Source organism: Microbacterium sp. W1-4-2, assembly GCF_058349885.2.
On sequence record NZ_JBYRJC020000002.1, the window covers coordinates 477,884 to 502,028 of the forward strand.

General features: G+C 71.6%; 24 protein-coding genes. 10 read left to right on the forward strand and 14 right to left on the reverse strand.

All coding sequences use genetic code 11. The annotated features are described in order from the left end of the window. Positions 1-45 precede the first annotated feature (45 nt). The 8 genes from AC3RX0_RS10075 to AC3RX0_RS10110 all read right to left on the reverse strand — a co-directional run bounded on the left by AC3RX0_RS10075 (position 46) and on the right by AC3RX0_RS10110 (position 6,910). Positions 46-1,230, reverse strand: a complete 1,185-nt coding sequence (locus tag AC3RX0_RS10075; protein ID WP_491505847.1) for a M20 family metallopeptidase — start codon at positions 1,228-1,230, stop codon at positions 46-48. Next, on the reverse strand, positions 1,223-1,891 hold the full coding sequence (locus AC3RX0_RS10080) for a DUF1028 domain-containing protein (RefSeq protein WP_491505848.1): 669 nt from the start codon (positions 1,889-1,891) through the stop codon (positions 1,223-1,225). Before AC3RX0_RS10080 ends, AC3RX0_RS10075 begins: the two co-directional genes overlap by 8 nt. Then, positions 1,888-2,325, reverse strand: coding sequence for a RidA family protein (locus tag AC3RX0_RS10085; RefSeq protein ID WP_491505849.1), 438 nt, complete (start codon positions 2,323-2,325; stop codon positions 1,888-1,890). Before AC3RX0_RS10085 ends, AC3RX0_RS10080 begins: the two co-directional genes overlap by 4 nt. Continuing rightward, on the reverse strand, positions 2,325-3,662 hold the full coding sequence (locus AC3RX0_RS10090; protein ID WP_491505850.1) for a flavin-containing monooxygenase: 1,338 nt from the start codon (positions 3,660-3,662) through the stop codon (positions 2,325-2,327). The genes AC3RX0_RS10085 and AC3RX0_RS10090 overlap by 1 nt, the downstream gene beginning before the upstream one ends. 176 nt (positions 3,663-3,838) lie before the next feature. Then, the gene (locus AC3RX0_RS10095; protein ID WP_491505851.1) at positions 3,839-4,438 is read right to left on the reverse strand and encodes a TetR/AcrR family transcriptional regulator; all 600 of its coding nucleotides are present in this window, start codon (positions 4,436-4,438) and stop codon (positions 3,839-3,841) included. 91 nt (positions 4,439-4,529) lie between these two features. Next, positions 4,530-4,955: an amino acid transporter gene (locus AC3RX0_RS10100; protein WP_491505852.1), complete on the reverse strand. Its 426-nt coding sequence runs from the start codon at positions 4,953-4,955 to the stop codon at positions 4,530-4,532. Beyond that, on the reverse strand, positions 4,952-5,620 hold the full coding sequence (locus AC3RX0_RS10105; protein ID WP_491505853.1) for an acyl-CoA synthetase: 669 nt from the start codon (positions 5,618-5,620) through the stop codon (positions 4,952-4,954). Before AC3RX0_RS10105 ends, AC3RX0_RS10100 begins: the two co-directional genes overlap by 4 nt. A gap of 105 nt (positions 5,621-5,725) precedes the next feature. Next, positions 5,726-6,910, reverse strand: coding sequence for a trans-sulfuration enzyme family protein (locus AC3RX0_RS10110; protein ID WP_491505854.1), 1,185 nt, complete (start codon positions 6,908-6,910; stop codon positions 5,726-5,728). A gap of 64 nt (positions 6,911-6,974) precedes the next feature. Here AC3RX0_RS10110 and AC3RX0_RS10115 point away from each other — a divergent pair, with 64 nt between their 5' ends. The 4 genes from AC3RX0_RS10115 (at position 6,975) to AC3RX0_RS10130 (ending at position 11,343) form a co-directional block, all read left to right on the forward strand. Further along, complete coding sequence (locus AC3RX0_RS10115) at positions 6,975-7,601, forward strand: NAD-dependent epimerase/dehydratase family protein (protein ID WP_491505855.1); 627 nt, start codon at positions 6,975-6,977, stop codon at positions 7,599-7,601. A 1-nt stretch (position 7,602) separates the two neighbouring features. Beyond that, a complete protein-coding gene (locus AC3RX0_RS10120) occupies positions 7,603-8,625 on the forward strand; it encodes a zinc-dependent alcohol dehydrogenase family protein (RefSeq protein ID WP_491505856.1) in 1,023 nt (340 codons plus the stop codon). 68 nt (positions 8,626-8,693) lie between these two features. Next, a complete protein-coding gene (locus AC3RX0_RS10125) occupies positions 8,694-10,154 on the forward strand; it encodes an FAD-binding oxidoreductase (RefSeq protein WP_491505857.1) in 1,461 nt (486 codons plus the stop codon). Continuing rightward, positions 10,144-11,343, forward strand: a complete 1,200-nt coding sequence (locus tag AC3RX0_RS10130) for a MalY/PatB family protein (RefSeq protein WP_491505858.1) — start codon at positions 10,144-10,146, stop codon at positions 11,341-11,343. The genes AC3RX0_RS10125 and AC3RX0_RS10130 overlap by 11 nt, the downstream gene beginning before the upstream one ends. An 18-nt stretch (positions 11,344-11,361) precedes the next feature. Here the strand turns inward: AC3RX0_RS10130 and AC3RX0_RS10135 are convergent, their stop codons facing one another. Further along, positions 11,362-12,609: an alpha/beta fold hydrolase gene (locus tag AC3RX0_RS10135; RefSeq protein ID WP_491505859.1), complete on the reverse strand. Its 1,248-nt coding sequence runs from the start codon at positions 12,607-12,609 to the stop codon at positions 11,362-11,364. Positions 12,610-12,690: 81 nt separating this feature from the next. Here AC3RX0_RS10135 and AC3RX0_RS10140 point away from each other — a divergent pair, with 81 nt between their 5' ends. Next, positions 12,691-13,107: a cupin domain-containing protein gene (locus AC3RX0_RS10140; RefSeq protein WP_491505860.1), complete on the forward strand. Its 417-nt coding sequence runs from the start codon at positions 12,691-12,693 to the stop codon at positions 13,105-13,107. 9 nt (positions 13,108-13,116) lie between these two features. On the opposite strand, the gene AC3RX0_RS10145 is transcribed toward AC3RX0_RS10140, so the two are convergent. From AC3RX0_RS10145 to AC3RX0_RS10155, 3 genes are all read right to left on the reverse strand, one after another. Beyond that, the gene (locus AC3RX0_RS10145; protein ID WP_491505861.1) at positions 13,117-13,938 is read right to left on the reverse strand and encodes a carbohydrate ABC transporter permease; all 822 of its coding nucleotides are present in this window, start codon (positions 13,936-13,938) and stop codon (positions 13,117-13,119) included. Then, the gene (locus AC3RX0_RS10150; RefSeq protein ID WP_491505862.1) at positions 13,935-14,903 is read right to left on the reverse strand and encodes a carbohydrate ABC transporter permease; all 969 of its coding nucleotides are present in this window, start codon (positions 14,901-14,903) and stop codon (positions 13,935-13,937) included. Before AC3RX0_RS10150 ends, AC3RX0_RS10145 begins: the two co-directional genes overlap by 4 nt. A gap of 64 nt (positions 14,904-14,967) precedes the next feature. Beyond that, positions 14,968-16,230, reverse strand: a complete 1,263-nt coding sequence (locus AC3RX0_RS10155) for an ABC transporter substrate-binding protein (protein ID WP_491505863.1) — start codon at positions 16,228-16,230, stop codon at positions 14,968-14,970. Positions 16,231-16,456: 226 nt separating this feature from the next. Between AC3RX0_RS10155 and AC3RX0_RS10160 the strand changes: the two genes are divergently transcribed. The 5 genes from AC3RX0_RS10160 (at position 16,457) to AC3RX0_RS10180 (ending at position 22,810) form a co-directional block, all read left to right on the forward strand. Continuing rightward, positions 16,457-17,659 carry a Gfo/Idh/MocA family protein gene (locus tag AC3RX0_RS10160; protein WP_491505864.1) on the forward strand — a complete coding sequence of 401 codons (1,203 nt, stop codon included), beginning with the start codon at positions 16,457-16,459 and terminating at the stop codon, positions 17,657-17,659. Positions 17,660-17,691: 32 nt separating this feature from the next. Further along, on the forward strand, positions 17,692-18,684 hold the full coding sequence (locus AC3RX0_RS10165) for a LacI family DNA-binding transcriptional regulator (RefSeq protein WP_491505865.1): 993 nt from the start codon (positions 17,692-17,694) through the stop codon (positions 18,682-18,684). 67 nt (positions 18,685-18,751) lie between these two features. Further along, entirely contained in the window at positions 18,752-20,269 is a 1,518-nt protein-coding gene (locus AC3RX0_RS10170) for a class I adenylate-forming enzyme family protein (protein WP_498165954.1), read from the forward strand. A gap of 127 nt (positions 20,270-20,396) precedes the next feature. Then, positions 20,397-21,647: a beta-ketoacyl-[acyl-carrier-protein] synthase family protein gene (locus AC3RX0_RS10175; protein ID WP_491505867.1), complete on the forward strand. Its 1,251-nt coding sequence runs from the start codon at positions 20,397-20,399 to the stop codon at positions 21,645-21,647. Further along, positions 21,644-22,810 (forward strand): acyl-CoA dehydrogenase family protein, encoded by a 1,167-nt coding sequence (locus AC3RX0_RS10180; RefSeq protein ID WP_491505868.1) that lies wholly within the window; start codon positions 21,644-21,646, stop codon positions 22,808-22,810. Before AC3RX0_RS10175 ends, AC3RX0_RS10180 begins: the two co-directional genes overlap by 4 nt. 13 nt (positions 22,811-22,823) lie before the next feature. On the opposite strand, the gene AC3RX0_RS10185 is transcribed toward AC3RX0_RS10180, so the two are convergent. Continuing rightward, positions 22,824-23,207, reverse strand: a complete 384-nt coding sequence (locus AC3RX0_RS10185) for a DUF2255 family protein (RefSeq protein WP_491505869.1) — start codon at positions 23,205-23,207, stop codon at positions 22,824-22,826. A gap of 65 nt (positions 23,208-23,272) precedes the next feature. Then, positions 23,273-24,121, reverse strand: coding sequence for a GNAT family N-acetyltransferase (locus AC3RX0_RS10190; RefSeq protein ID WP_491505870.1), 849 nt, complete (start codon positions 24,119-24,121; stop codon positions 23,273-23,275). Positions 24,122-24,145: the final 24 nt, after the last annotated feature.

A 24,145-nucleotide genomic window follows, 5' to 3' on the forward strand; every position in this document is an offset into this window, starting at 1 on the left:
CGCCATGGGTTTCTTCGATCGCCCGGGTCGGACGAATCGATGGGTTCAGTTCTGCCGGTCGACGCTCGAGCTGTCTCGCGCGGCGGCCGCGACATCCAGCGCCGTCCAGGCCAGAGCCGTGGCGCCGTCGAACAGGGTCTGCTCGGCGACCGGTCCCACGCAGTGGTCGGCGAACTCGCGCTGGTGGTTCGACACCGGGAACGAGTCGACCCCGATGTACGGGTGGATGGCGCGGACGACCTGCGACACGTTGCCCATGTCGGTGGATGCCGTGGCCATCGTGGTCGCCGGCCCCTCGGTCGCGAACGTCCGGCCGAGCGCGGTCGCGTTGGCGACGTACGCGTCCAGGGCCGCCCGGTCGGTGCGGAACTCGGCGTACGGCTTGCTCTCGGGAGTGACCTCGAGCGTGCAGCCGGTGGCCAGGGCACCGGCCTCGAAGCAGGCCATCACGCGCGGGATGAGCTCGTCGAGCTGCGCGAGCGAGGCCGCGCGCACGTACCAGCGTCCTTCGCTGCGGCCGGGAATCGCGTTGGGCGCGGTGCCCGCGTCGGTGACGATGCCGTGCACGCGCACGTTCGCCGGCAGCTGCTGGCGCAGCAGGCCCAGGGCCACCTGGGCGATCGTGAACGCGTCGGCGGCGTTGACGGCCTGGGTCGGGTACGCCGCGGCGTGCGCCGTCCTGCCGGTGTACTCGATGTGCCAGTGCGCGACGGCGAACGGGTTCGCCTCGGCGACGTCGACGGGGGCGGGGTGGGCCATCAGGGCCAGGTCCAGGTCCCGGAACGCGCCGCGGTCGAGCAGCTCGACCTTGCCGCCGCCGCCCTCTTCGGCGGGGGTGCCGTACACCTCGACGGTCAGGCCCGCCGCGTCCGCGACCCGGGCGAGGGCCAGACCCGCGCCCACGCTCATCGCCGAGATGAGATTGTGCCCGCACGCATGCCCGAGCCCGGGCAGCGCGTCGTACTCGGCCATGAGCCCCACGCGGAACGAGCCGGAGCCCGCCACCGCGCGGAACGCCGTGGCAAGGCCCAGGTACTCGTGCTCGACGGCGAAGCCGGCGTCTTCGAGGACGCCGGCCACGGCGCGGGCCGACTCGACCTCGTGCCACGCCGTCTCGGGGTGCTCGTACAGCCGCTGCGACAGGCCGACGAGCGCCTCGGCCGCGCCCTGCACGGCCAGGTGTGCGTCGTCTTTGAGTCCAGTGACGGTGCCCGCCGCGGCGTCACTCATCGCCGGGCACTCCGTATGCCGGGGCGGTCTCGGGGTTGATGCCGCGGGTGACGTAGGCGTCGCGCTGCGGCAGCCACACCTCGAGCAGGGCCGCGAGCTGGCCGATCGGGTCGTCGTGCCAGTCCACGCGCAGGTCGGTGACGTTCCAGCCCGCGTCGCGCACGACCGCAAGGCCCGCGGAGTGGACTTCTCCGGCCTCGCCGCCGGCGGCGAGGCCCGCGCGCATGGCGGTCAGCAGCCGCTCTTCGAGGTCGCCGCTCGACGCCTCGAACGCCGCGAGCATCGCGGCCGGCACCTCGGTCGAGGCGAGGAGATTGCCCGCCGTCACCACGCCGTCGCCGGTCGCGGTCGCGTGCGTGCCCAGGGTGTGCACGCCCGAGTGCACGGCGACCCGACCCGCGGCATCCACCACCGCCACCTGGCGGTACTCGCCCGTGGGATCCGCCGACATCAGGGCGGCGAGCGCCTCGTCGGGCGCGGTGCCGGCCTCGAGCGCGTCGAGCAGGGTCTTGCCGTAGCGCGGGTCGGTGATGTTCTGCGATCCGACCGCTCCCACACCGCTGCGCAGGTGCAGGCAGCGGGCGGCGACCGCCGGCGACGACGACGAGACCGCCATGCCGAGGGCGCCCGACGCGTCACGGGCGACGATCGAGAACGTCACTGTGCATCCTCGCTGAGGGCACGCTCGCTGATCACGGCGGTGGCGTCGATCTCGACGAGCCACTCCGGGCGTGCGAGGGCGCTCACGACGAGCCCGGTCGAGACCGGGAAGACGCCCTTGAGCCAGCGGCCCATGACGCGGTAGACGGTCTCGCGGTAGCGCGGGTCGATGATGTAGACGACGACCTTGACGATGTCGTCGAGGCTCGAGCCCGCCTCTTCGAGCAGCATCTTGATGTTGGCCATGGCCTTCTCGGCCTGCGCCTCGACGTCGCCGACGCCGACCGTCTCGCGCGTGGTGAGGTCCTGCCCGATCTGGCCGCGCAGGTACACGACCCCGTTCGCCACGACGGCCTGGCAGAGGTCGTTGTCGAGGTTCTGCTCGGGGTAGGTGACCTTCGTGTTGAAGGGACGGATGCGGGTGTGCGTGGGCATCAGATGGCTCCTGTGGACAGGACCGCTTCGCGGTCGGCGGTGACGGGCGACGAGGATGCCTCGCCCGGGGCGCTGTAGGTCAGGTAGCTCTGCTGGATGAGGATGCTGTCGGCGAGGTACTTCGCGTCGTGCCACACCCCCCAGATGAAGCTGGACCCGCGACGGGACTGCCAGGGCAGCCCGAGGAAGTAGATGCCCGGCTCGGCGGCCACGCCGCGCTGGTGCCTGGGGCGGCCGGCCTCGTCGAACGCGTCGACGTGCATCCAGCTGTAGTCGGCGGCGAAGCCCGTGGCCCACACGATCGAGGCGACGCCGGCCTCGCGCAGGTCGAGTTCGAGGATCGGGTCGACGATGCAGTCGGCCTCGGGGCCGAGGATGCGCGCCTCGGGCTCTTCCGGCAGATCGAGGCCGTTGCGCTCGATGAACTCGTCGGCCTGGTCGAGCAGCCCGAGGTAGTTCGCGTCGCCGCGCAGGATGTTCTCGCGCAGGTCGGGGTTGAAGTGCATCCGCCGGCCGTCGAACGACGCGGTGCGGCCGACGAGCGTGATGCCGTCGGCGGCCAGGCGCCGGAAGTCGACGGTGTGCCCGCCGTCGGCGCCGCTGACCGCGATCGTGACGTGCTCGGCGCCCTGCGGCGGGGTCGACATCTCCCACAGTCCGAGCACGCCCAGCCACCACACGAAGTCGCGGCCTCGGTAGCTGCGGGGCGGGCGGTCGTGCGGCCCGACCGACAGATAGACCTGCTTGCCCGAACGCTGGATCTCGGCGGCGATCTGCACGCCCGACGAGCCGGCGCCGACCACGAGGACGGCACCGTCGGGCAGCTGCCCGGGACGGTGGTAGTCGCTCGAGTGGAGCTGGTGCACGCCGGCGTCGGCCGGCACGATCGGCGGGATCGCGGGCTGCTGGAACGGGCCGGTCGCCGCCACGACGTACCGCGCATCGATGTCGCCGCGCGTGGTCTCGACGCGGAAGCCCGGGCCGCCCTCGCGCTTGCGCACCGCGGTGACCTCGACGCCCGTGCGCACCGGCGCCTCGAGCATCTCGACGTACTCCTCGAAGTACCGGGCCATGCGGTCCTTGGTGGCGAACTCGTCGTCGCCGACGCCCGCGATCGCAAGCCCAGGGAACCGGTCGTGCCAGGCCGGACCGTTGGCGACCAGCGAGTCCCAGCGCATCGTGCGCCAGCGCTCGGCGATGCGGTCGCGCTCGAGCACGACGTGCGCGATGCCGCGCGCGCCGAGGTGCTCGCTCATCGCGATGCCGGCCTGGCCGGCGCCGATCACGACGACCTCGGTCTGTTCGGGCGCCCGGTTCTCGTCCGCGGTGCTCACCATCGTGCTCCTTCGTCTCCACGGTCGCGCCGCGCGTGCGGCTGCGTGTCGGTCTCGACGGGAACAACGCTAGGTCGGCCATTGCCAAAGATAAAACAGAATTAGATGCCATGGGGTATCGGCTGGATAGATACCTCCCCAGGCTGGTTCGGGATGCCGCGGCCCGCCGGTTCTGCGGCTCAGACGAGATCGCACCCGACGAGCACGGCCGCGTGCGCGAGGATCATGTCGCGCACCTGCGCGGCCGCGACCCGGCTGCCGCCCAGCACGTGCAGGCCATAGGCGTCTTCCAGCGCGACGAGGTTGCGCGCGATCGTGCCCGCCGGTGCCTTGAGCGCGAACACGCCGTCCGCCACGCCGTCCAGCAGGACGCTCTCGTACAGCGACACCTCGCGATCGAACAGATCGGCCATGAGCCGGGCGTGCACCTCATCGCGGTACGCGTGCACGTGCAGCTCGTTCAGCACCTGGAAGTCGATGTCGCGGGTCGACGACGGCACGCCGAGGGCGACCGTGCGGCTGAGCTTGAGCCGCGGGTCCTCGATCTCGTCGAGCGCACGGCGGCGATCCCAGTAGAACCGCTCGACCACGTCGCGGTGCACCTCGTGCACCAGCTCGGTCAGGTCGGGGTAATAGTAGGCGACGGCCCCTGCGGTCAGGTCGCACTCCGCGGCCACGTCCTTCAGCCGCAGCCCGGTGAGCCCGCGCGAGGCGATCGCGCGCTTGGCGGCGACGATGATCTCGGCGCGCCGCGCCGCCTGGTCTTTCACGCGTGCCACCCCGCCATTATGCGCACACTCGGTGTCGGCGACTGCGCGTCAGGCGGGCGCGTCAGGCGGGCGCGTCAGGCGGGCGCGTCAGGCGGGCGCGTCAGGCGGAGGTGTCGCCGTGGTCGCGGTCGGCCGGCTTCGACGAGCCGCCGCCGTGCGTGCTCCCGCCGCTCGCGGTGCCGGGCTTCGCGTCGCGGGCGGCCGCGGCATCCCGCGCCGCCTGCTCGTCGGCGACGGCCTGGTCGCGCGCGATCAGCACCGGGCCGTCGACCCGGTGCGTGATCTGGCCGGGCTGCACCGCGAGCAGCAGCAGCGCGATCACGACGAGCGTGACGACGAACGTCGCACCGGCGACGACGAGCGCCACGATCAGCGCGTGCAGCGACTCGCCGTGGAAGCGGTTCTGGAAGAAGCCCATCGACACGAGCGTGACGAGCCCGGCGAACAGCGCGGCGATCAGGGCGAGCCCGAGCAGCTGTGCGGGCTTCATCAGATCGCGGCGGGTGGTGGGGCGCTTGTCGCTCATGCGGCACCTCCGGGGTGGTCGTCGGATGCGGCGGCATCCGCCGCGAGTTCGGGTGCGGGCTCGGGGCGGGGCGAGAAGCCCGCGATGCCCAGGAAGACTGCGACGATCGCGGCGTATCCGCCGTACACGCCGACGCCGATCGTGATGCCCGTGAGGGTGAAGGTCTGGTGCGCCTCGGCGACGCGGTAGGTCAGCGCGTAGCCGGCCGGCACGCACAGCAGCGCGACGCCCAGCACGAGCCCGAGGATGCCGATCGTCAGGGCGTCGCGGGCCTCGGCCCGGGCGGCGGTGCCCTTCTCGGCGCGGCGACCGCGCAGGCCCGCGATGAGCTCGACCAGGCCCGTGGCCAGCGCCCAGCCGATGACGAGGGCGAAGAAGAGCGTGTCGGTGCGGATCGGGCCGATGCCGGCCACCATGCCCGCGATCACGTCGAGCACGCCGAGGATCACGGCGGGCGCGCGACGGCCGGCCGGGAACACGAGCCAGGCCGAGACGAACAGCACGAACGCGGTCGTGATCGCGAACCCGCTGAACACGGCCAGCCCCAGCGGGGCGGAGTGGTCGGGCGAGAACGTGATCATCAGCGCCGCGATCGCGGCGATCACGGCGCGCGCGACTTGCAGGTGGCGCACCTCGAGAGGGCGCGCAGTGCGGGCAGACGACACGACAGGATCCTCGGTGGAGAAGGGCTCGCAGACGGCGAGCGGACGCCACCAGTCTAGGTCGTGCGGATGTGAGGCCGGTCCGCGTCCTGCTCAGGTTCGGACGGCTCAGCCCAGGGCGTGGTCGAGGTCGGCGATCAGGTCGTCGGCGTCCTCGAGGCCGATCGACAGCCGCACCACGTCGGCGCCCGGCCGCGCCTCGGGCGCGACGTGGCGGTGGCTGATCGCGGCGGGGTGCTGCACGAGCGAGTCCACACCTCCGAGCGACACCGCGTGGGTGAACACGCGCAGGCGCGCGGCGAACCGCTCGGCGGCGTCGTACCCGCCCGCCAGGGCGACCGAGACCATGGCGCCGGGTCCGCGCAGCTGGGCGTTCGACAGCTCGGTGCCCAGCAGGCCGCGGGCATCGGCATCCAGTTCCGGATAGTAGGTGTGCGAGACCGCGGGGTGCTCGGCGAGGAAGGCCGCCACCCGCTGCGCGTTCGCCTGCTGGGCGCGCATGCGCACCGGCAGGGTGGTCAGGCCCCGGTGCAGCAGGTACCCGGCGAGGGGGTGCAGGATGCCGCCGGTCGCGGTGCGCACGCGCCGCAGCGCGACCGCGGTCTCGGCGTCGCAGGCCACGGCTCCGGCGATCACGTCGCCGTGGCCGCCGATGTACTTCGTGGCGCTGTGCAGCGACAGCCGCGCGCCGTGCACGAGGGGATTCTGCAGCACGGGCGTGGCGAACGTGTTGTCGACCACGACCGGGATCTCGCCCGCCTGCGCGACGACCGCGGCGATGTCGGCGAGCTCGAGCGTCGGATTCGACGGCGTCTCCATCACGACCAGGCCGGTGTCGGGCCGCAGGGCCGCGGCCACCTCTTCCTCACGGCAGAACGTGTGCTCGACACCGAGCAGGGCGCCTGCGAGCAGTCCGTCGGTGCCGCCGTACAGCGGACGCACGCCCACGACGTGGCGACGTCCGGTCGAGGCGCACATGGCCAGCACCGTGGCGGTCATGGCCGCCATCCCCGAGGCGAAGGCCACGGCATCCTCTGCCTTCTCCAGAGCCGCCAGCGCGGTCTCGAAGCGGGCGACGGTCGGGTTCCACAGGCGCCCGTACACGTTGCTGCCGTCCTCGGGCGGCCGGCGCCCCCCGGTCAGCGCCTCGTACGACTCCCCGCCGCGGGCGATGTCGGGCAGCGGATTGGTGGATGACAGGTCGATCGGCAGGGCGTGCACGCCCAGGTCGTCCAGTCCGTCGCGTCCCGCGTGCACGGCGAGGGTGTCGAAGTGGGGGTCGGGCGCGCTCATACCGACAACGATAGTGAGCGCGGGACCCCTCGCCCGCCCGCGGGGTCCGGCCTACGATCGAGACATGCGCGTGTTCCTGGCCGGAGCGTCCGGTGTCATCGGCCACCGACTCATCCGGCTGCTGCAGATCGACGGTCACGACGTGGCGGGCCTGACCCGTTTCGAAGAGAAGGCGGCGTGGCTGGCCGAGCTCGGCGCCGAGCCGGTCGTGTGCGACGTGTTCGACGCGCAGGCCCTGACCGACGCGGTCGTCGCGTTCGAGCCGGGCGCCGTGATCCACGAGCTGACGGACCTGCCCGACGACGCCCGCGACATCGAGTCGTTCCGCGAGCGACACGCGCGCATCCGCATCGAGGGCACGCACAACCTGCTCGCCGCCGCTCGCGCCGCGGGGGTCAAGCGCGTGCTGACGCAGAGCGTGGCCTGGCCCATGCCGCCCGGGATCGGCGCCGAGTCGATCGCCGAGCTCGAGCGCGCGACGCTCGCGGTCGGCGGCGTGGTGCTGCGCTACGGGCAGTTCTACGGCCCCGGCACGTACTACCCCGACCGACTGCCCTCCGACCCGAGAGTCGAGATCGAACGGGCCGCCGAGGCGACGGTCGATGCCCTGCGCGAGCCGTCTGGCGTGCTCGTGATCACCGACGAGGGGACGACGCGGGTGGATGCCGCAGCCGCCGGCAGGGAGGACTGACATGCACGGAGCCGTCATCCACGCACCCGGCGATGTGCGGTTCGAGGAGCGCGAAGACCCGAGGATCGAGCAGCCCGGCGACGCCGTGATCCGGATGCTGGCCACCTGCGTGTGCGGATCGGACCTGTGGACCTACCGCGGCCTGAACCCAATCCGCAGACCGCTGCCGATGGGCCACGAGTACGTCGGAGTGGTCGAAGAGGTCGGCGCCGAGGTGCGCACGATCTCACCCGGCGACGTCGTGGTTGGCTCGTTCTTCGCGTCCGACGGCACGTGCGAGATCTGCCGTGCCGGCTACCCCTCGCGGTGCGTGAACGCGATCCCGATGGGCCGGTTCGGCTCGCAGGCCGAGCGGCTGCGGGTGCCGATGGCCGACGGCACTCTCGTCGCGACACCGGGCGAGCCGACCCCCGACCTCATCCGGTCGCTGCTTGCGGCCTCCGACGTCCTGGGCACGGGCTGGTTCGCGGCCGAGGCCGCCGCCGCAGGTCCCGGCAAGACCGTCGTCGTGGTCGGCGACGGTGCGGTCGGTCTGCTCGGAGTGCTGGCCGCCCGCACGCTCGGGGCCGAGAGGATCATCGCGATGAGCCGGCACGCCGACCGGCAGGCGCTGGCGCTCGCGTTCGGCGCCACCGACATCGTCACCGAGCGCGGCGACGAGGGCGTCGAGCGCATCCGTGAGCTGACCCGCGGCCTGGGGGCGCACTCGACGATCGAGGCGGTGGGCACGAACGAGTCGATGCAGCAGGCCATCCGCTCCACCCGTGCGGGCGGGCACGTCGGCTACGTCGGCGTCTCGCACGGCGTCGAGCTGGACGGGCAGGAGCTGTTCTACTCAGAGGTGCACCTGTTCGGCGGGCCCGCGCCGGTGCGCCGGTACCTGCCCGACCTGATCGACCGGATCTGGGCGCGCGAGATCGATCCCGGACGCGTGTTCGACCTGACGCTGCCGCTGGCCGAGGTCGCCGAGGGCTACCGCGCGATGGACGAGCGCCGTGCGATCAAGACGCTGCTGATGCCATAGCAACGGAGGCCGCAGCCGTCCGCACTGCCGCGGACCGCGGCATCCACCCACGAAGGAGGACCACGCACATGACCGGTCAGACGCGGCTCGACGAGCTGATCGCGGCGCTGCCCGCGGGGGCGGTGATCACCGATCCGGCGTCGATGGACGCGTACCGCTGGGACCGGGCGAACGACCCCGGCGCGGGCATGCCGCTGGCGGTGGTACGGGCCACCTGCACCGAGGACGTGCAGGCCACCGTGCGCTTCGCGGCCGCCACCGGCACCCCGGTCGTGCCCCGCGGGGCGGGCTCGGGCCTGTCGGGCGGCAGCTCGGCGGTGCACGGCGGCATCGTGCTCTCGCTCGACCGGATGCGCGAGATCCGCATCGACCCCGACACCCGCATGGCGGTCGCGCAGCCCGGCGCGTTCAACGCCGAGGTCAAGGCCGCCGCCGCCGAGCACGGCCTCTGGTACCCGCCCGACCCGTCGTCGTACGAGTTCTGCTCGATCGGCGGCAACGTCGCCACGAACGCCGGCGGCCTGTGCTGCGTGAAGTACGGGGTGACCACGGACTACGTGCTCGGCATGACGGTCGTGCTCGCCGACGGCCGCGCCGTGCGCCTGGGCGGCCCGCGCATCAAGGACGTCGCGGGCCTGTCGCTGACGAAGCTGTTCGTCGGCAGCGAGGGCACTCTCGGGGTGATCACCGAGGTGATCCTGCGGCTCGTGCCCGCCCAGAAGCCGCCGACCACGCTGGTCGCGACGTTCCCGCGCCTGTCGGACGCGACCGACACCGTGCTGGCGATCACCCGCACGATGCGCCCGTCGATGCTCGAGTTCATGGACCGGCCCACGATCCAGGCCGTCGAGGACGCGACCCGGATGGGGTTGGATGCCACGGCCGCCGCGATGCTCGTCATCCAATCCGACGACCACGAAGGCGCCGCGGCCGCCGAGATCGCCGCCATCGAGCAGATCTGCACCGCGCACGGCGCCTCGGAGTGCTACGCGACCAGCGACCCCGAAGAGAGCGAGGCGTTCGTGCAGGCCCGGCGGATCGCGATTCCCGCCGTGGAGCGCAAGGGGCGCATCCTGCTCGAAGACGTCGGCGTGCCCATCCCGCGCCTGGGCGACCTCGTGCTCGGCATCGAGGCGATCTCGGCCGCCCGCGACGTGCCCATCGCGGTGATCGCCCATGCCGGGGACGGAAACACCCATCCCCTGATCGTGGTCGACCCCTCCGACACCGCCCAGCAGGAGCGCGCGACCGTCGCCTACGGCGAGATCATGGACCTGGCCATCTCGCTGGGCGGCACCATCACCGGAGAGCACGGCGTCGGACGGATCAAACGACCGTGGCTGGTCGACTACCTCGGCGACGACGTCTACGAACTGAACTGCCGTATCAAGGACGCCCTCGACCCGCAGCACATCCTCAACCCCGGCTCGGTGTTCGCGCACGCCGCCGCTCCTGCTCCGGCTCCTGCCCAGACGCCGACACCGACCACCACACCGATCCGCGACGAAAGAGAAGACCTTGCCGGCTGATGTGACCCTCGCCCACCCGTTCGACGAGATCAGCGCGGCCGACCTGCGCGCGATCGGCGGCCTGAAGTGGACCGCGTTCCCCGACGCGGTCGGCGCGTGGGTCGCCGAGATGGACTTCGGCACGGCCCCGGCGGTGCAGTCCGCGCTGCGCGCCTCGGTCGACAGCGCCCTGTTCGGCTATCCGCCGCCGCCGCTGGCCGAGGGCATGCGGCAGGCGTGCGCCGACTGGCAGCGCGACGCGTACGGCTGGGAGGTGCCGGTCGAGCGCGTCCGGCCGCTCGGCGACGTGCTGTCGGGACTGTCGGCGATGATCGACGTGTTCACCGCGCCGGGCGATGCGATCGTGCTGCCCACGCCGGCGTACATGCCGTTCCTGACGCTGCCGGCGATGCACGACCGCGAGATCATCGAGGTGCCGATGCTGCAGGACCCGGTGCTGCAGGAGGGGGCCGGCTGGCACCTCGACCTGGACGGCATCGACCGCGCGTTCGCCGCCGGCGGCGGGCTGCTGATCCTGTGCAACCCGCACAACCCGATCGGCAAGGTGTACACGCGCGGCGAGATGACCGCGCTGGCCGAGGTGGTCGAGCGCCACGGCGGACGCGTGTTCTCGGACGAGATCCACTCGCCGCTGGTCTACCCCGGGGCGCAGCACGTGCCGTATGCCTCGCTGTCGCAGGCCGCGGCATCCCACACCGTCACGGCGACCTCTGCATCGAAGGCCTGGAACCTGCCCGGGCTCAAGTGCGCGCAGCTGATCCTGAGCAACGAGGCCGATGCCGAGGCGTGGGAGCACAACAGGCGCGCGATGTTCGTCGAGCACGGGGCGAGCGTGCCGGGGCTCGTCGCGAACGCCGCCGCCTATGCCGACGGGCGTGACTGGCTCGCCGATGTCGTCGCCTACCTCGACGGCAACCGACGACTCATGGCCGAGCTCGTCGCCGAGCACCTGCCCGGCGTCGCGTACCTGCCGCCGGAGGGCACCTACCTCGCCTGGCTGGACTGCCGGGAGCTCGACCTGGGCGACCACCCCGCGGAGTTCTTCCTCGAGCAGGCCGGGGTGGCCGCGACGGACGGTGCCCTGTGCGGCGCCGTCGGCGCCGGCGGCGTGCGGTTCAACCTCGCGATGCCCCGCCCGCTGCTGCGCACGGCCGTCGAGCAGATGGGCGCCGCGCTGCGCGCCCGGTAGCCGGGCCCGGGCCCGGGCTCAGCGCACGCGGCGGCCGTGCGCGAGGTCGAACAGGTGCGGCAGCACGTCGCCCTCGCGCAGGCCGGAGTGCTCGTGCTCGCTGGTCACCCACGGGGTCACGCCCGGCAGCAGCGCGGCCGTCTCGAGCGAGAACTCGACCGGCACGTACAGGTCGTTGAGATAGACGGCGGCCGCCCCGCGCGCATCCGACGAGCGCAGCGCCTCGGCGTCGTAGATCGACGGCCACTCGTGCTCGGCGAGTGCGAGGGTGACGTCCTTCCAGGGCGCGAGAGCAGGCACCGTGTCGAGCCACTCGCGGCGCACGTGCTCGCCGGTCAGCAGCGTCACGTCGTCGCGGAAGTCCGACGGCTCCACCCGGTCGGCCGACCAACGGGTCGCATGGCCGTCGGCATAGCTCGACTCGTGGAACACGTAGTACAGCGGGTTGCGCGCCGAGTACGGCAGCGCATGGGCGAGGTCGTAGCGGAACGCGTTCGTGTGCGGCCCGGTCTCGAGCAGTCCGTGCAGGGTCTGCCAGCCGTCGTTCGAGCCCAGCAGCATGCCGAGCGAGCGCAGCCGCGACACCGAGACGACCTCCCCGTCGGGCAGCACGATCGCGCCCTCACCGGCCAGGTCGGCCAGCCGCCGCACGGCGTCGCGGTGGTGCGGAAAGCGACGGTAGTACCGCTCCGACCCCTCGCGCAGCTTGTCGTAGGTCAGCGCGTACACGTCGTCGGGGTGCCGTCCCACGGCCGACAGACCGCCCGTGAAGAACGCCTCGCGCACGGACGAGGCATCCGTCGACAGGTACGCCAGCGTCGTGAACCCGCCGAACGACTGCCCGAGCACACTCCAGGACGCCGCGCCCAGGTGCTCGCGCATCGCCTCGCAGTCGCGCACGATGGCATCGGCGCGCAGATGCGTGATGTACTCGACGAGCTCGTCGGTGCCGCGCGCGAGGTCCGCGTCGCCGAGCGGCGTCGAGCGCCCCGTGCCGCGCTGATCGATGAGCACGACCCGATAGTGCTCGAGCGCGGCATCCAGCCACGACGGGGCGGTCGGCGCGTGGAACGGGCGCGGCGCCTCGTGCCCCGGTCCGCCCTGCAGGAACACGAGGTACGGCAGCTGATCGCCGCCGGGGCGGCCGACCACCGCGGCGTACACCTCGATGGTGCGCGGATCGGAGTCGTCGCCCCAGACGAGCGGGACGGTGATGGTGTGATCCTCGATGGTGAGGTCCTGCATGCGACGGGTGGTGACGGCCATGCCGACGAGTCTATTGGGGTGCGCGGCACCGCTTTCAGGGGTGGGATGCCGCGGCCCGGGCGGCGCGCATAGGCTGGCGGCATGAGCGGATATGACGTGATGGAACTCGGCGGACTCGACACGTGGCTGCAGGCGGGCGGCGACCGGCCCGGCAAGCAGTTCGTCGACAAGGAGATCCCGACCGAGTTCATCGGCGTGTCGGCCAACGCCGCCGCCCCGGGCGGCGAGGCGCCCTTCTGGCACTCGCACAGCCGGCTCGAAGAGGTCTACCTCTTCCTCGCCGGGCGCGGGCAGATGGCCGTCGGCGACGACGTGGTCGACGTGCAGGCGGGCACGGTCGTGCGGGTCGGCCAGGACGTCATGCGCGCCTGGCGCGCCGCGCCCGACAGCCCCGAGGACCTGCGCTGGCTGTGCATCCGCAGCGGCGGCGACTCCCTCGCCTCGATCGGCCGGGATGGCGAGCTCGACAAGGAGCGCGCGTTCCCCTGGTCCGAGTGAGAGGCCGCGCTACTTCTCGGATCCGGCGACCATGCCCTTGATGAAGTAGCGCTGCAGCACCAGGTATGCCACGAGCACCGGGATCACCGTGAGCAGGGCGGCGGCCGCGGCCGCGTTCGGGTCGCTGCCCTGGCTCGCGAAGAACGTCGCGATCGCGGGCGCCGTCGTGCGCACCGACGGATCGCGCAGGATGAACACGCTCAGCGCGTACTCGTTCCACACCGACACGCTGGTGAGGATGATGACCGTCGCGGTGACGGGCTTGAGCATCGGGAACACGACCCGGAACAGGATCTGCAGCATCCCGGCACCGTCGACGGTCGCGGCCTCTTCGATCGACAGCGGCAGGCTGCGTATGAAGCTCGCGTAGAGGAAGATGCTCAGCGGCAGCTGCGCCGCGACCATCAGCGCCGTCGCGCCCCAGTACGTGTTGATCCACTCCAGCTGCACCATCAGCGTGTACACAGGCACCAGGATGCTCAGCGGCGGGATCATGATCAGCCCGATGATCCCGGCCAGCACGATCCGGTTGCCGGTCGTCTCCCGCCGGGCCAGCGGATAGGCGGCGAGCGCGCCGAGCAGGCAGATCAGGATCGTCGAGGCGAGGGTCACGATCGCGCTGTTGCCGATGGCGCGAAGGATGTCGCCGTCCTCGATCGCCGTCTGGAAGTTCTGCCAGTACACGCCCCCGGTGGGAAAGAGCCACTGCGACGACAGATCGGTGCGGGGCTTCAGTGCCGTCGTGAGCGTGACGTAGAACGGGATCAGCTGCACGACGCAGGCCGCGATCAGCCCCAGGGCCAGCCCGAACCGCCCGAGCACACGCATCATGCGATCTCCAGCCGGCGACGGTTGAAGTACGTGTTCAACGCGAGCGTGAACACGGCGATGATCACGAACAGCGCGACGCCGACCGCCGAGGCGTAGCCGGCGTTCTGGTTGTCGAAATAGAACTTCGAGATCAGCGTCGACATCGAGTCGGTCGAGTACCCCGGTCCCCCACCGGTCATCACCCGGATGACGTCGAACAGCTTCAGACCGCCGATGAGGTTCAGCACGATGCTCGTGGCGAACGCCGGCTGCAGCAGCGGCACCGTGATGCCGGTGAACTGCTGCCAGCCGCCGGCCCCGTCGATGCGCGCGGCCTCATAGTACGAGACCTGGATCGACTGGAGCCCGGCGAGGTAGATCACCATCGAGATGCCCACGAACTGCAGCGAGTTGACGATCACGATGATCGTGATGGCCGACGGTGCGTTGCTCAGCCATGCCACGCGCTCGCCCCCGAGCCCGGTGACGATGTCGTTGAGCCCGCCGTACGAGTACGAGAACAGCAGGTAGTACATCGTGCCCATGACCACCGGCGAGACCAGCACCGGCAGATACACGATCGCGCGTGCGAGGTTGCGCCCGCCGGTGCGGCGCCTGCGCACGGCCCGGTCGAGCGCCAGCGCCAGGGCGAGCCCGATCAGCTGCTGCAGGATCGTCGACCCGAAGCCGTAGACGAACGTGTTGACCAGCGCCGTGCCCACGAGCGGATCGGTGAACAGGTGCACGTAGTTGGCGAGCCCGACGAACGTGCGCTCCGGGCTGTAGCCGTCCCACTTGGTGAACGAGATGAGCACGCCGCTGACCAGCGGGTACAGCGTGAACACCGCGAACAGCGCCACGGCCGGCAGGTACAGCAGGTTCACCCGGCGGCGCAGGAACGGCGCCCCCGTGCCCCGGCGGGCCGCCCGCCCCGGCGACCGACCGGGGGTGCGACGGCGGGTGCGACGATCCGCGGCGACGGTCATCGCACCCGCCTTCGCAGCGGAGGAGCGTCCCCCCAGACGCTCCGCCGCCCCTTTCCCCAGTCCCTCACTTGGTGAACAGCGACGCGAACTGCTGCTTCATCTGCGCGGTCGCCGCAGCCGGCTGCGACTGCCCGCTGATGACCGCCCCCGTCGTGGTCACCATCGTGTCCCACATGCCGTTGGGCAGGTACACGCGGTCGAAGTACGGGTGCAGCGGATACGTGCCCGGCTTGACGTAGGTCTCATAGCTGTCCTGCAGCGGACCCATGTCGGTCGTGGCATCCGTCAGCCCCGGGATGCTGCCCAGCGCCTTCGCCAGCTTGGCGATGTTGTCGGGCTTGGCCAGGCAGGCGAGGTACTCGAGCGCCTGCTTCTTGTGCTTGCCCTTGTTCCACGTGCCGTACGCCGTGCCCTCGCCGCCGACGAAGTACGGCGAGCCGGTGAATGCCGGGATGGGCATGAACCCGAGCTTGGCGTCGGGGTTCTGCTGCAGCGCGGTGTTGGCGAGCGAGTTCTGCACGAACACGAACCCGACCTTGCCGCTGCCCAGGCCCCGGCCGATCTCGTCCATCGTGATCGACGAGAAGTCGGGGTTGAAGTCACCCGCCTTCGCCCACTTCTGCACCTCGGTGAGCATCGTCGTGTAGCCGGACTCGACGAACGTACCCTTCGTGAACTGCTCCAGGTCGGCGTCGCTGAACGCACCCGACGACATGAAGTCGGCCACGTTGCCCGCCATCCACGAGTCCTTCGACGACGACGAGAGCGGCGTGATCTTCGCGGCCTTGAGCTTCGCGAGCGCCGCGGTGAAGGCATCCCACGTCGTCAGCGTGGTCGGGTCGACGCCGGCCTTGCTCAGCGTGTCTTTGTTGTACAGGATGCCCGACACGTCGGTGTTGATCGGCAGTGCGAAGAACTGACCGTCCTTGTTCTCCATCGCCGGCGCCAGCGCCTTGTTGAAGTTCTTCGCCCACGGCTGGGTGTTCAGCGGTTCGAGGAACGGGCTGTAGCGCAGCAGCGACCAGCCGTGCGTCGACCAGATGTCGGGCAGGTCGCCCGAGGCCATGCGGGTCTTCATGTCGGCCTCGTACGTGTTGGTCATCGGCACGAGGTCGATCGTGGCGCCCGCCGGCGTGCAGGTCTTCGTGATGTCCTTGAGCACCGCCAGGGTCGGGTCGGCCGCACCCAGCCCGGTCTGCATCTCGAGCTTCGCGGTGCCGCCGTCGTTCCCGTTGCCGCCGCCGCCGGCGCAGCCGGCCAGCGCGAGGCCCAGCGCGGCCGTGCCTGCCGCTGCGGCCACGGCCATACGCGCCCTGCGTGAAGTCATGCTCATCACTTCCTTGTGATCGAAGGGAAGACGTCGGGTATCACACGGTGTGCATGGACTCTACGCGTGTCATGCAGCATTGGCAAGGGGTGTTCGCGGGGGTTTTCCAGGGCGGAGAGCGGTGTGATCGACGATGGGAGCGCTTTCTGCTTGACGCGCGTCAACCGGGAGAGGATGCTGTCGGGAGGGGTCTGCGCGAAGATGTCGCGGCTCCGGAAGGTTCGTCATGTCATTCACCCTGGGGATCGTCGGCGCGGGGCAGTTCGCCCAGAACTTCGCGCCCTTGTTCTGCGCTCATCCCCTCATCCGCGCGGTGTGGGCGACCGACGTCATCGCCGGCCGCGCCGACGCTCTCGTGGCCGCGCACGGGCTGAGCGGCACGAAGGCGTCGTTCGATGACATGATCGCAGATCCCGCGATCGACGCGATCGCGATCTTCACCCAGCGCTGGACCCACGCCGAGCTCGCCGTGCGTGCGCTGCGTGCCGGCAAGCACGTGTACTCCACCGTCCCGATGGGCATCGGCGTCGACGAGATCGGCGCGATCATCGAGGCCGTTCAGCAGACCGGGCTCGTCTACATGATGGGCGAGACCAGTTTCTACAACCCCGCCGCCGTGTTCGGCCGGCAGAAGGTCGCCTCGGGCGAGTTCGGTCGGCTCTTCTACGCCGAGGGCGACTACGTGCACGACATGGACCTCGGCTTCTACGACGCGTACAAGTACAGCGGCGGTGCGGACTGGAAGACGACGGCGAGCTACCCGCCGCTGCTGTATCCGACGCACGCGATCGGCGGCGTGCTATCGGTGTGGGACACGCATGTGACCAAGGCGGTGGGCATCGGGATCCCGGACTCGCGTGGCGACGGCGTCTTCGACCGCGCGGTGAGCATGTTCGACAACGACGTGTCGAACGCCACCGCGCTGTTCGAGGTCGCGGCGGGCGGCTCGTTCCGCACGAACGAGTTCCGCCGGGTGGGGTACCCCACGTTCATCCGCGAGTCGCGGTTCCGCTACTTCGGCACCGAGGGCAGCTTCGAAGAGGTCGCGACGGCAGCGTATTGGTACACGCGCACAGGCGCCGAGGACGTGTCGTCGCTGGTCGCGACGCACGAGAGCATGAGCATCGACGACCCGCGGCTGGCCGGCATCGCGCCCGAGCTGCGCGCGGCGTTCGTGTCGGGCTATGCGCCGGTGCACGACCGCAGCCGCATCCCGCCCCGGCTCGCGACACTGCCGACCGGTCACGAGGGCAGCCACCACTACCTGGTCGACGACTTCGCCACCGCCGTCGCGAACGACACGATGCCCCCGGTCAACGCGTGGACGGCAGCACGCTTCACGGTACCGGGTATCATCGCCCACGAATCGGTGAGGCGCGCAGGAGAGCGACTGGACGTACCCGACTTCGGTCCCGCTCCCCGTCGCTGACCCGCGCACACCCACTCACCGCGGAGGGGATCATGAATCCAGGGCGAAAGGCCGTCACGCGCGCCGACGTGGCGCGCCTGGCGGGCGTGAGCCCCGCCGTCGTGAGCTATGTGCTCACGGGGTCCGACCGACCGGTGTCGGACGCTGCACGTGCGCGTGTGCGCGCGGCCGTCGACGCGCTCGGCTATCGCCCCAACGCCGCCGCCCGCGCGCTCAGCCGCGGCCGGTCGTCGCTGATCGGGTTCATCGTGCCCGACCAGCGCAACTCGTTCTTCGCCGGTATGGTCTCGATGCTCGATCGGGCCGCCCAGGCCGAGGGGCTGACGGTGCTGATCCTGAGCGCCCATGAACGGCGCACCGGCGGTGAGGAGATCGCAGGGCTGACCGCGCAGCCGCTCGAGGGCATCGTCAGCGCCGACCCGCTCACGTCGCACGAGCTGCGCGTGATCGAGCGGGGCGGCACGCCCCTGGTCTACATCAACCAGTTCCGCGCCCAGCCGGGCCACCCGACTCTGAGCACGGACTACGTCGCGGGTGCGCGTCTTGCCGTCGAGCATCTGCTCTCGCTCGGGCATCGGCGCATCGCGTTCATCGGCAGCTCGTCGCCGCTGGATCCGCGCGAGGCGGGGTGGCGGCAGGCGCTGCTGGATGCCGGGGTCCCGGGCGGTCCGGTCTTCCACAGCGAGTGGAGCCTCGAGGGCGGGTACCTCGCCGGGCAGCAGCTGGCCGACCACCGCGGCGACGTGACCGCCGTGTTCGCAGGATCCGACCAGGTCGCGACCGCAGCGATGGCGGGACTGCGCTCGCGCGGCGTCGACGTCCCCGGCGAGATGTCGATCATCGGCTTCGACGGCACGAGCGAAGCGGCTTACACGTGGCCCGCGCTGACGTCGGTGTCGCAGCCGGTCGAGGAGATGACCCGCGACGCGGTCGGAATGCTCGTGGCCGGCGCGCTCGAGCCGGTGTTCCGCGACTACCCCGCGACGCTGCTGCTGCGCGACTCGGCCGTCCCGCCGCGCACGTAGCGGCACAGACGACCGGACCGGCGACGGGCGCAACTAGACTGGCACGGACGGTCCACAGGGAGGTCATGTGCCGATCACGGGGATGATCCTGGACGTCGCGGCCCGGCATCCCGACCGGCCGGCGATCGTCGGATCAGACGGTCGCTTGACGTACGCGCAGCTCGTCGACGACTCGTGCCGCATGTTCGCGACCGTCGACGCCGTGCACCGCGGGCAGACGATGCCGCCCCGACCTGCCGCCGAGACCGGCGGCATCCCGATCACGGCCGTGAGCCTCACCTCGGCGTTCCACACCGCACGCATCGTGGCGGGACTGGCCGGCTACAAAGCCGTGTCGGCCACGATCGACCCGCGCTGGCCGCTCGCGCACCGGGTGCGCGTCATCCGGACCTGCGGCATCGGGGTCGTGATCAGCGACTCCGCCGAACTGCAGACCGCGCTGATCGACGCAGGCTGGACCGGGACCGTCCTGACGCTCGCCGAGTTCATGCGTCGCGAGGCATATGCGACGGCGCGGTCCGCGCCGCAGGTGCGCGACAGCCGGGAGGCGTTCCTGCTGCTGTTCTCGTCGGGCACGACCAGCAACCCGAAGGCGTTTCTGAAGACGCGCGGGCAGTACCGGGCGAACTACGCGATCTCGAGCGCGCACCTCGAACCGGACGAGGGCGTGGCGACGCTGGCTCCCGGTCCCGTGTCGTACAGCCTCACGCTCTATGCCGTGATCGAGTGCCTCGCCTCGGGCGGCAGCGTGCACCTGGCCGATGCGTTCGACCCCGTCGGGGTGGCCGCGCGCGTGCGCGACGAGCAGATCACCCGCGTGGTCGCCGTGCCCGCGGTCGTGCAGTCGCTCGCCGATGCCGCGCGGCGGCACCCGCAGGCGTTCACCGAGCTCGAGCTGGTCGTGACCGGCGGCGCGAACCTGTCGTCGGCGCTGCGCGAGACCCTCGCCCGCGTGCTGCCGGAAGTCCGGCTGATCAGCTATTACGGTGCGGCCGAGATCGGGTTCATCGGCGACAGCCGGGGCGGCGACGGCACGCTGATCTCGATCTACGACGGCGTCGAGGTCGCCATCCGCGACGAGGCCGGCGCCGAGGTGCCCGAGGGCGAGCTCGGCACGCTGTGGGTGCAGGCCGAGGCCTGCTCGGACGGGTACGTCGCCGCCACCACCCACGAGGTGCTGCGCGGGCCCGACGGCTGGGCCACCGTGCACGACCAGGGCCGGATCGTCTCGGGCCGGCTTGCGCTTGCCGGCCGCGCCGGCGACATCGCCGTCTCGGGCGGGCACAAGATCTCGCTGCAGGACGTCGACCGCGCCTTCGAGGGGATGCCGCAGCTCGGCGCCGTGTGCGCGGTCGCCCTGCCCTCGCCGCGGCTCGGGACGGTCATCGCCCTCGTGATCGAGCAGGCCGACGGGCCCGTGCCGGCGAAGGCCGAGCTGCAGGAGTGGGCGCACGAGCGGCTGGCGCCGCAGTTCGTCCCGCGTCGCTGGTTCGTCGTGCCCGCGCTGCCGCGCACGGTGGGCGGCAAGATCCGCCGGGGCGGGACGGCCGAGCTCGTGACGCGAGGAGAGGCTGTGCGGCTGTGACCACCGCATCCGCGCCGCTTTCCTCGCGCGAAGCGAGGAGATCTCACCGAACGAGGACCACCTCGCGGGTTTCGGTCCTCGTCTCGTCGGATCCCCTCGCCTGGAGCGACGAGAAGAGGCGCCGGTCATGACCCGCGCCGTGATCACCGGGATGGGCGCGATCACGCCCAGCGGGCCCGACGTCGGGTCCCTGTGGGACGCGGTCGCGTCGGGCCGCAGCGCGATCGATGTGCTACAGGGCGACGAGTACGCCGGGCTGCCGGTGCGCATCGGCGGGCAGGTGCGGGGGTTCGAGGCATCCACCTGGCTCGAGCCGGCGCTCGCGCGGCGCCTGAGCCCCGTGCAGCACTGGGCGATCGCCGCCGCGGCGCAGGCGCTCGCGCAGGCGGGCGCCGACCCGCTGCCGTGGGAGCCCGACCGCGTCGGCGTGATCGCGGCGACCGGCTCCGGGCCGATCGACGCGATGCAGAGCGCCACGCGTGCGCTCGACGCCCGTGGTCCGCGCGCGGTGCCGCTGACTCTCTCGGTGTACGGGGCTCCGGATGCCGCGGCCGCCCTGCTCTCGCAGCGCTACGGCATCACCGGCCCCGCGCAGGGCCTGTCGGCGACCTGCGCGAGCGGCGCGATCGGACTCGGCGAGGCACTGCGACGCATCCGCCACGGCTACGCCGACGCGGTGCTCGTGGTCGGCATGGAGGACTGCCTGAACGCGGTCAACCTCTCGTCGAACGCCAATCTGCGGGCGCTCGCGACCGGGTACGAGGATGCCCCGACCACCGCCTCGCGGCCGTTCGACCGCGCTCGGCGCGGGTTCGTGATGTCGCAGGGGGCGGCGGCGATCCTCGTGGAGTCCGATGCGTCCGCCCGGGCGCGGAACGCGCAGATCCTGGCCGAGATCGCCGGGTTCGGCGCGTCCAGCGACGCGCACCACCCCACCGCGCCCGACCCCGAGGGGCGCGGCGGCGCGCGCGCCGTGCGCGCCGCCCTGGCCGATGCCGCCGTCGCCCCGGCCGACATCGACCACGTCAACGCGCACGGCACCGGGACGCAGGCAGGGGACGCCGCCGAGCTGCACGCCCTCGACGCAGCGCTCGGCGACCGGGCCCGCGGCATCCCGCTCAGCGCGACGAAGTCGTCGACCGGCCACCTGCTCGGCGCGTCGGGCGTGGTCGAAGCGGTCATCGCCGTCCAGACGCTGGGCCGCGGCATCCTTCCCCCGACCGTCAACCTCGACGACCCTGCATTCCCAGACTGGAATATCGTCGACGCGCCGCGGGAGCAGCCGGTGCGCACCGTGCTGTCGACCTCGTTCGGCTTCGGAGGGCACAACGGCGCCCTCGTCATCCGTCACCCCCGCGACCTCGAGGAGACCCCATGACCGATCGAGAAGCCCGGCACGCTCAGCTGGCCGAACGGTACCTGCCCGACGACCTGCTGGAACGGTTCCGCGCACGGGCCGACGCGTACGACCGCGAGAACGGCTTCTTCGACGACGACCTCGCCGAGCTGCGCGAGCGCGGATACCTGCTGCTGTTCGTGCCCGAGTCCCTCGGCGGCGCGGGACTGTCGCTGAGCGAGGTGTCGCGGCTGCAGCAGCGGCTGGCGACCGCGGCTGGGGCCACGGCACTCGCGGTCAACATGCACCTGATGTGCACGGGCGTGGTCAAGGCCATGGTCGACCGCGGCGACTCGTCGCTGGCGTACGTGTTCGACGAGGCGGCTGCCGGCGAGATCTTCGCGTTCGGCATCAGCGAGCCGTCGAACGACTGGGTGCTGCAGGGGTCGAACACGGTAGCCGTGCCGCAGGCCGACGGCGGATACCTGCTGACCGGCGTGAAGATCTTCACGTCGCTGTCGCCGGTGTGGACGCGGCTGATCGTGCACGGGCTGGATGCGACTGGGGAGCCCGAGCTGGTCTACGGCTTCATCGATCGGGATGCCGGGGGCATCACGGTCTCGGACGACTGGGACGTGCTCGGCATGCGCGCTTCGCAGAGCCGCGCGACGATCCTGAAGGACGTGCGGCTGCGCCCCGACCGGGTCGCGCGTCGGATACCGCCGGGCCGGGTGCCGGACCTGCTGACGTTCGCGATCACGAGCAACTTCCAGCTGCTGATCGGGTCGGTGTACGCCGGGGTGGCGTGGCGGGCGCTGGAGCTCGGGGGTGCAGGCCTGAAGCGGCGGAAGTCCGCGAAGGCGGGCACGAGCTTCGCCGAGGTGCCCGAGGCGCGGGCGCGGCTGGCCGATGCGCTCATGGACTACATGGCCGTGCCGGCGCAGCTGGACGCGTACTGCCGCGACTTCGACGAGCTGGCCGACTACGGCGCGGGCTGGCCGCTGCGCCTGGTGTCGGCGCGGATCAACGCGTCGACGGCCGCCCGACGCGCCGCCGAAGTGGCGCTGGTGTGCGCGGGCGGCAGCGGTTTCGGCAACGGCAGCGAGCTGAGCCGGCTGTTCCGCGACGCGCAGGCCGGGCTGTTCCACCCGCCGAGCGCCGACGCCGCCCGCCCCATGTACGCCGCCGCGCTGCTCGACGACTAGGACCTGCTGCGGGTCAGGCCGGGCCGAGTCGCAGGGTCGTGGGATAGGCGTGCGCGCCGACCACCGTGCCGACGATGGCCGGACCGTGGCTGTCGTACTTCGCGTGGTACGCGGCATCCACCGCCTGCTGCGCCGACGTGTCGTCGGCCGAGACGGGCGCGAACGTCACGTCGCGCTCGACGCCGCCCGCCCGGATGCGACCGGCGCCCGAGGCCGCAGCACGGCGGAACCACGGGTTGTCGGATCCGTACGCCGAGCGGATGCAGAGCTCGTCGCCGACGCGCACGACCCAGATCGTCACGAACGGGCGGTCGGCGCCGTCCGGTCGCTTCGATGAGACGCCCAGCTCTTCGGCCGAGCCGATGCGTTCGAGTTCATCCGTCGTCCATGCGGGCATGATGGCCCCCTTCGGTCGCGTGCCGGGGGCGTCGATTCAGGTGTATCACTCGGGCCGCAGCGGCGTCAGGCCCCCGCCGCGGGTACTTCCACCAGCAGGAACCAGCGACCGGTCGGCGCGAGCTTGGCCCAGTTCGGCAGAAAGTGCCGATCGGACACATGCCCGTCGAAGTCGACCCGCTGCACGCCGCGGGCGGCCAGCGCGTCGAGTGCGAACCGCACGCACCCCTCGACCAGGCGCTCGCCCTCGGGCCCATCGGGCCGCGTGGTCTCGGCGCACAGCACCGGCGGGTCGCTGTCGCGGTACACCGCTGCGATCGCAGCGACGCGGCCATCGTCGTCGAGCGCCACCGCGGATGCGTCACGATCGAGGTCTTCGTCCAGGCCCTGGTTCACGGCATCCTCGAATCCTGCAGCCACCGGGCTCCACGATCGGTGGATCCACGCATACACGTCGCTGTGGGCATGCAGCACGTCGCTGAACGGGATGCCGCCGGCTGCGACGACGCGGGGGTCCGGCCGCAGCACGGATCGGCGTTCCACCAAGACATGCATGGGCGGCACGACTTGGATCGCATGTGCACCCAGGGCGTACGCGAACGCGAGGCGCGGCTCGTCGGCGAAGCTGCGGGTCATGAACGGGATGTCGAGGGTCCGCAGGCGCGACAGGTGGGCGTGCATCGCGGTGCCCACACCACGACGGCGGTGTGCGGGGTCGACGACGATGTCGATCCAGAACCGGTCGTCGTGCGCGCGGGAGGTCCAGATGATGCCGGCGGCCACGATGCGACCGGCCTCCACGGCCACAGCGGAACGTGTGGTCGTGTCATGCCAGCCGTCGGGCCGCAGCTCGATCTCGCCGAACCAGTCCGGTGCGGCTGTCAGATCGGCGTCGGTCAGCGGGCGGAACTCCACCCGCTCATTATCCCGGCCGCCGTC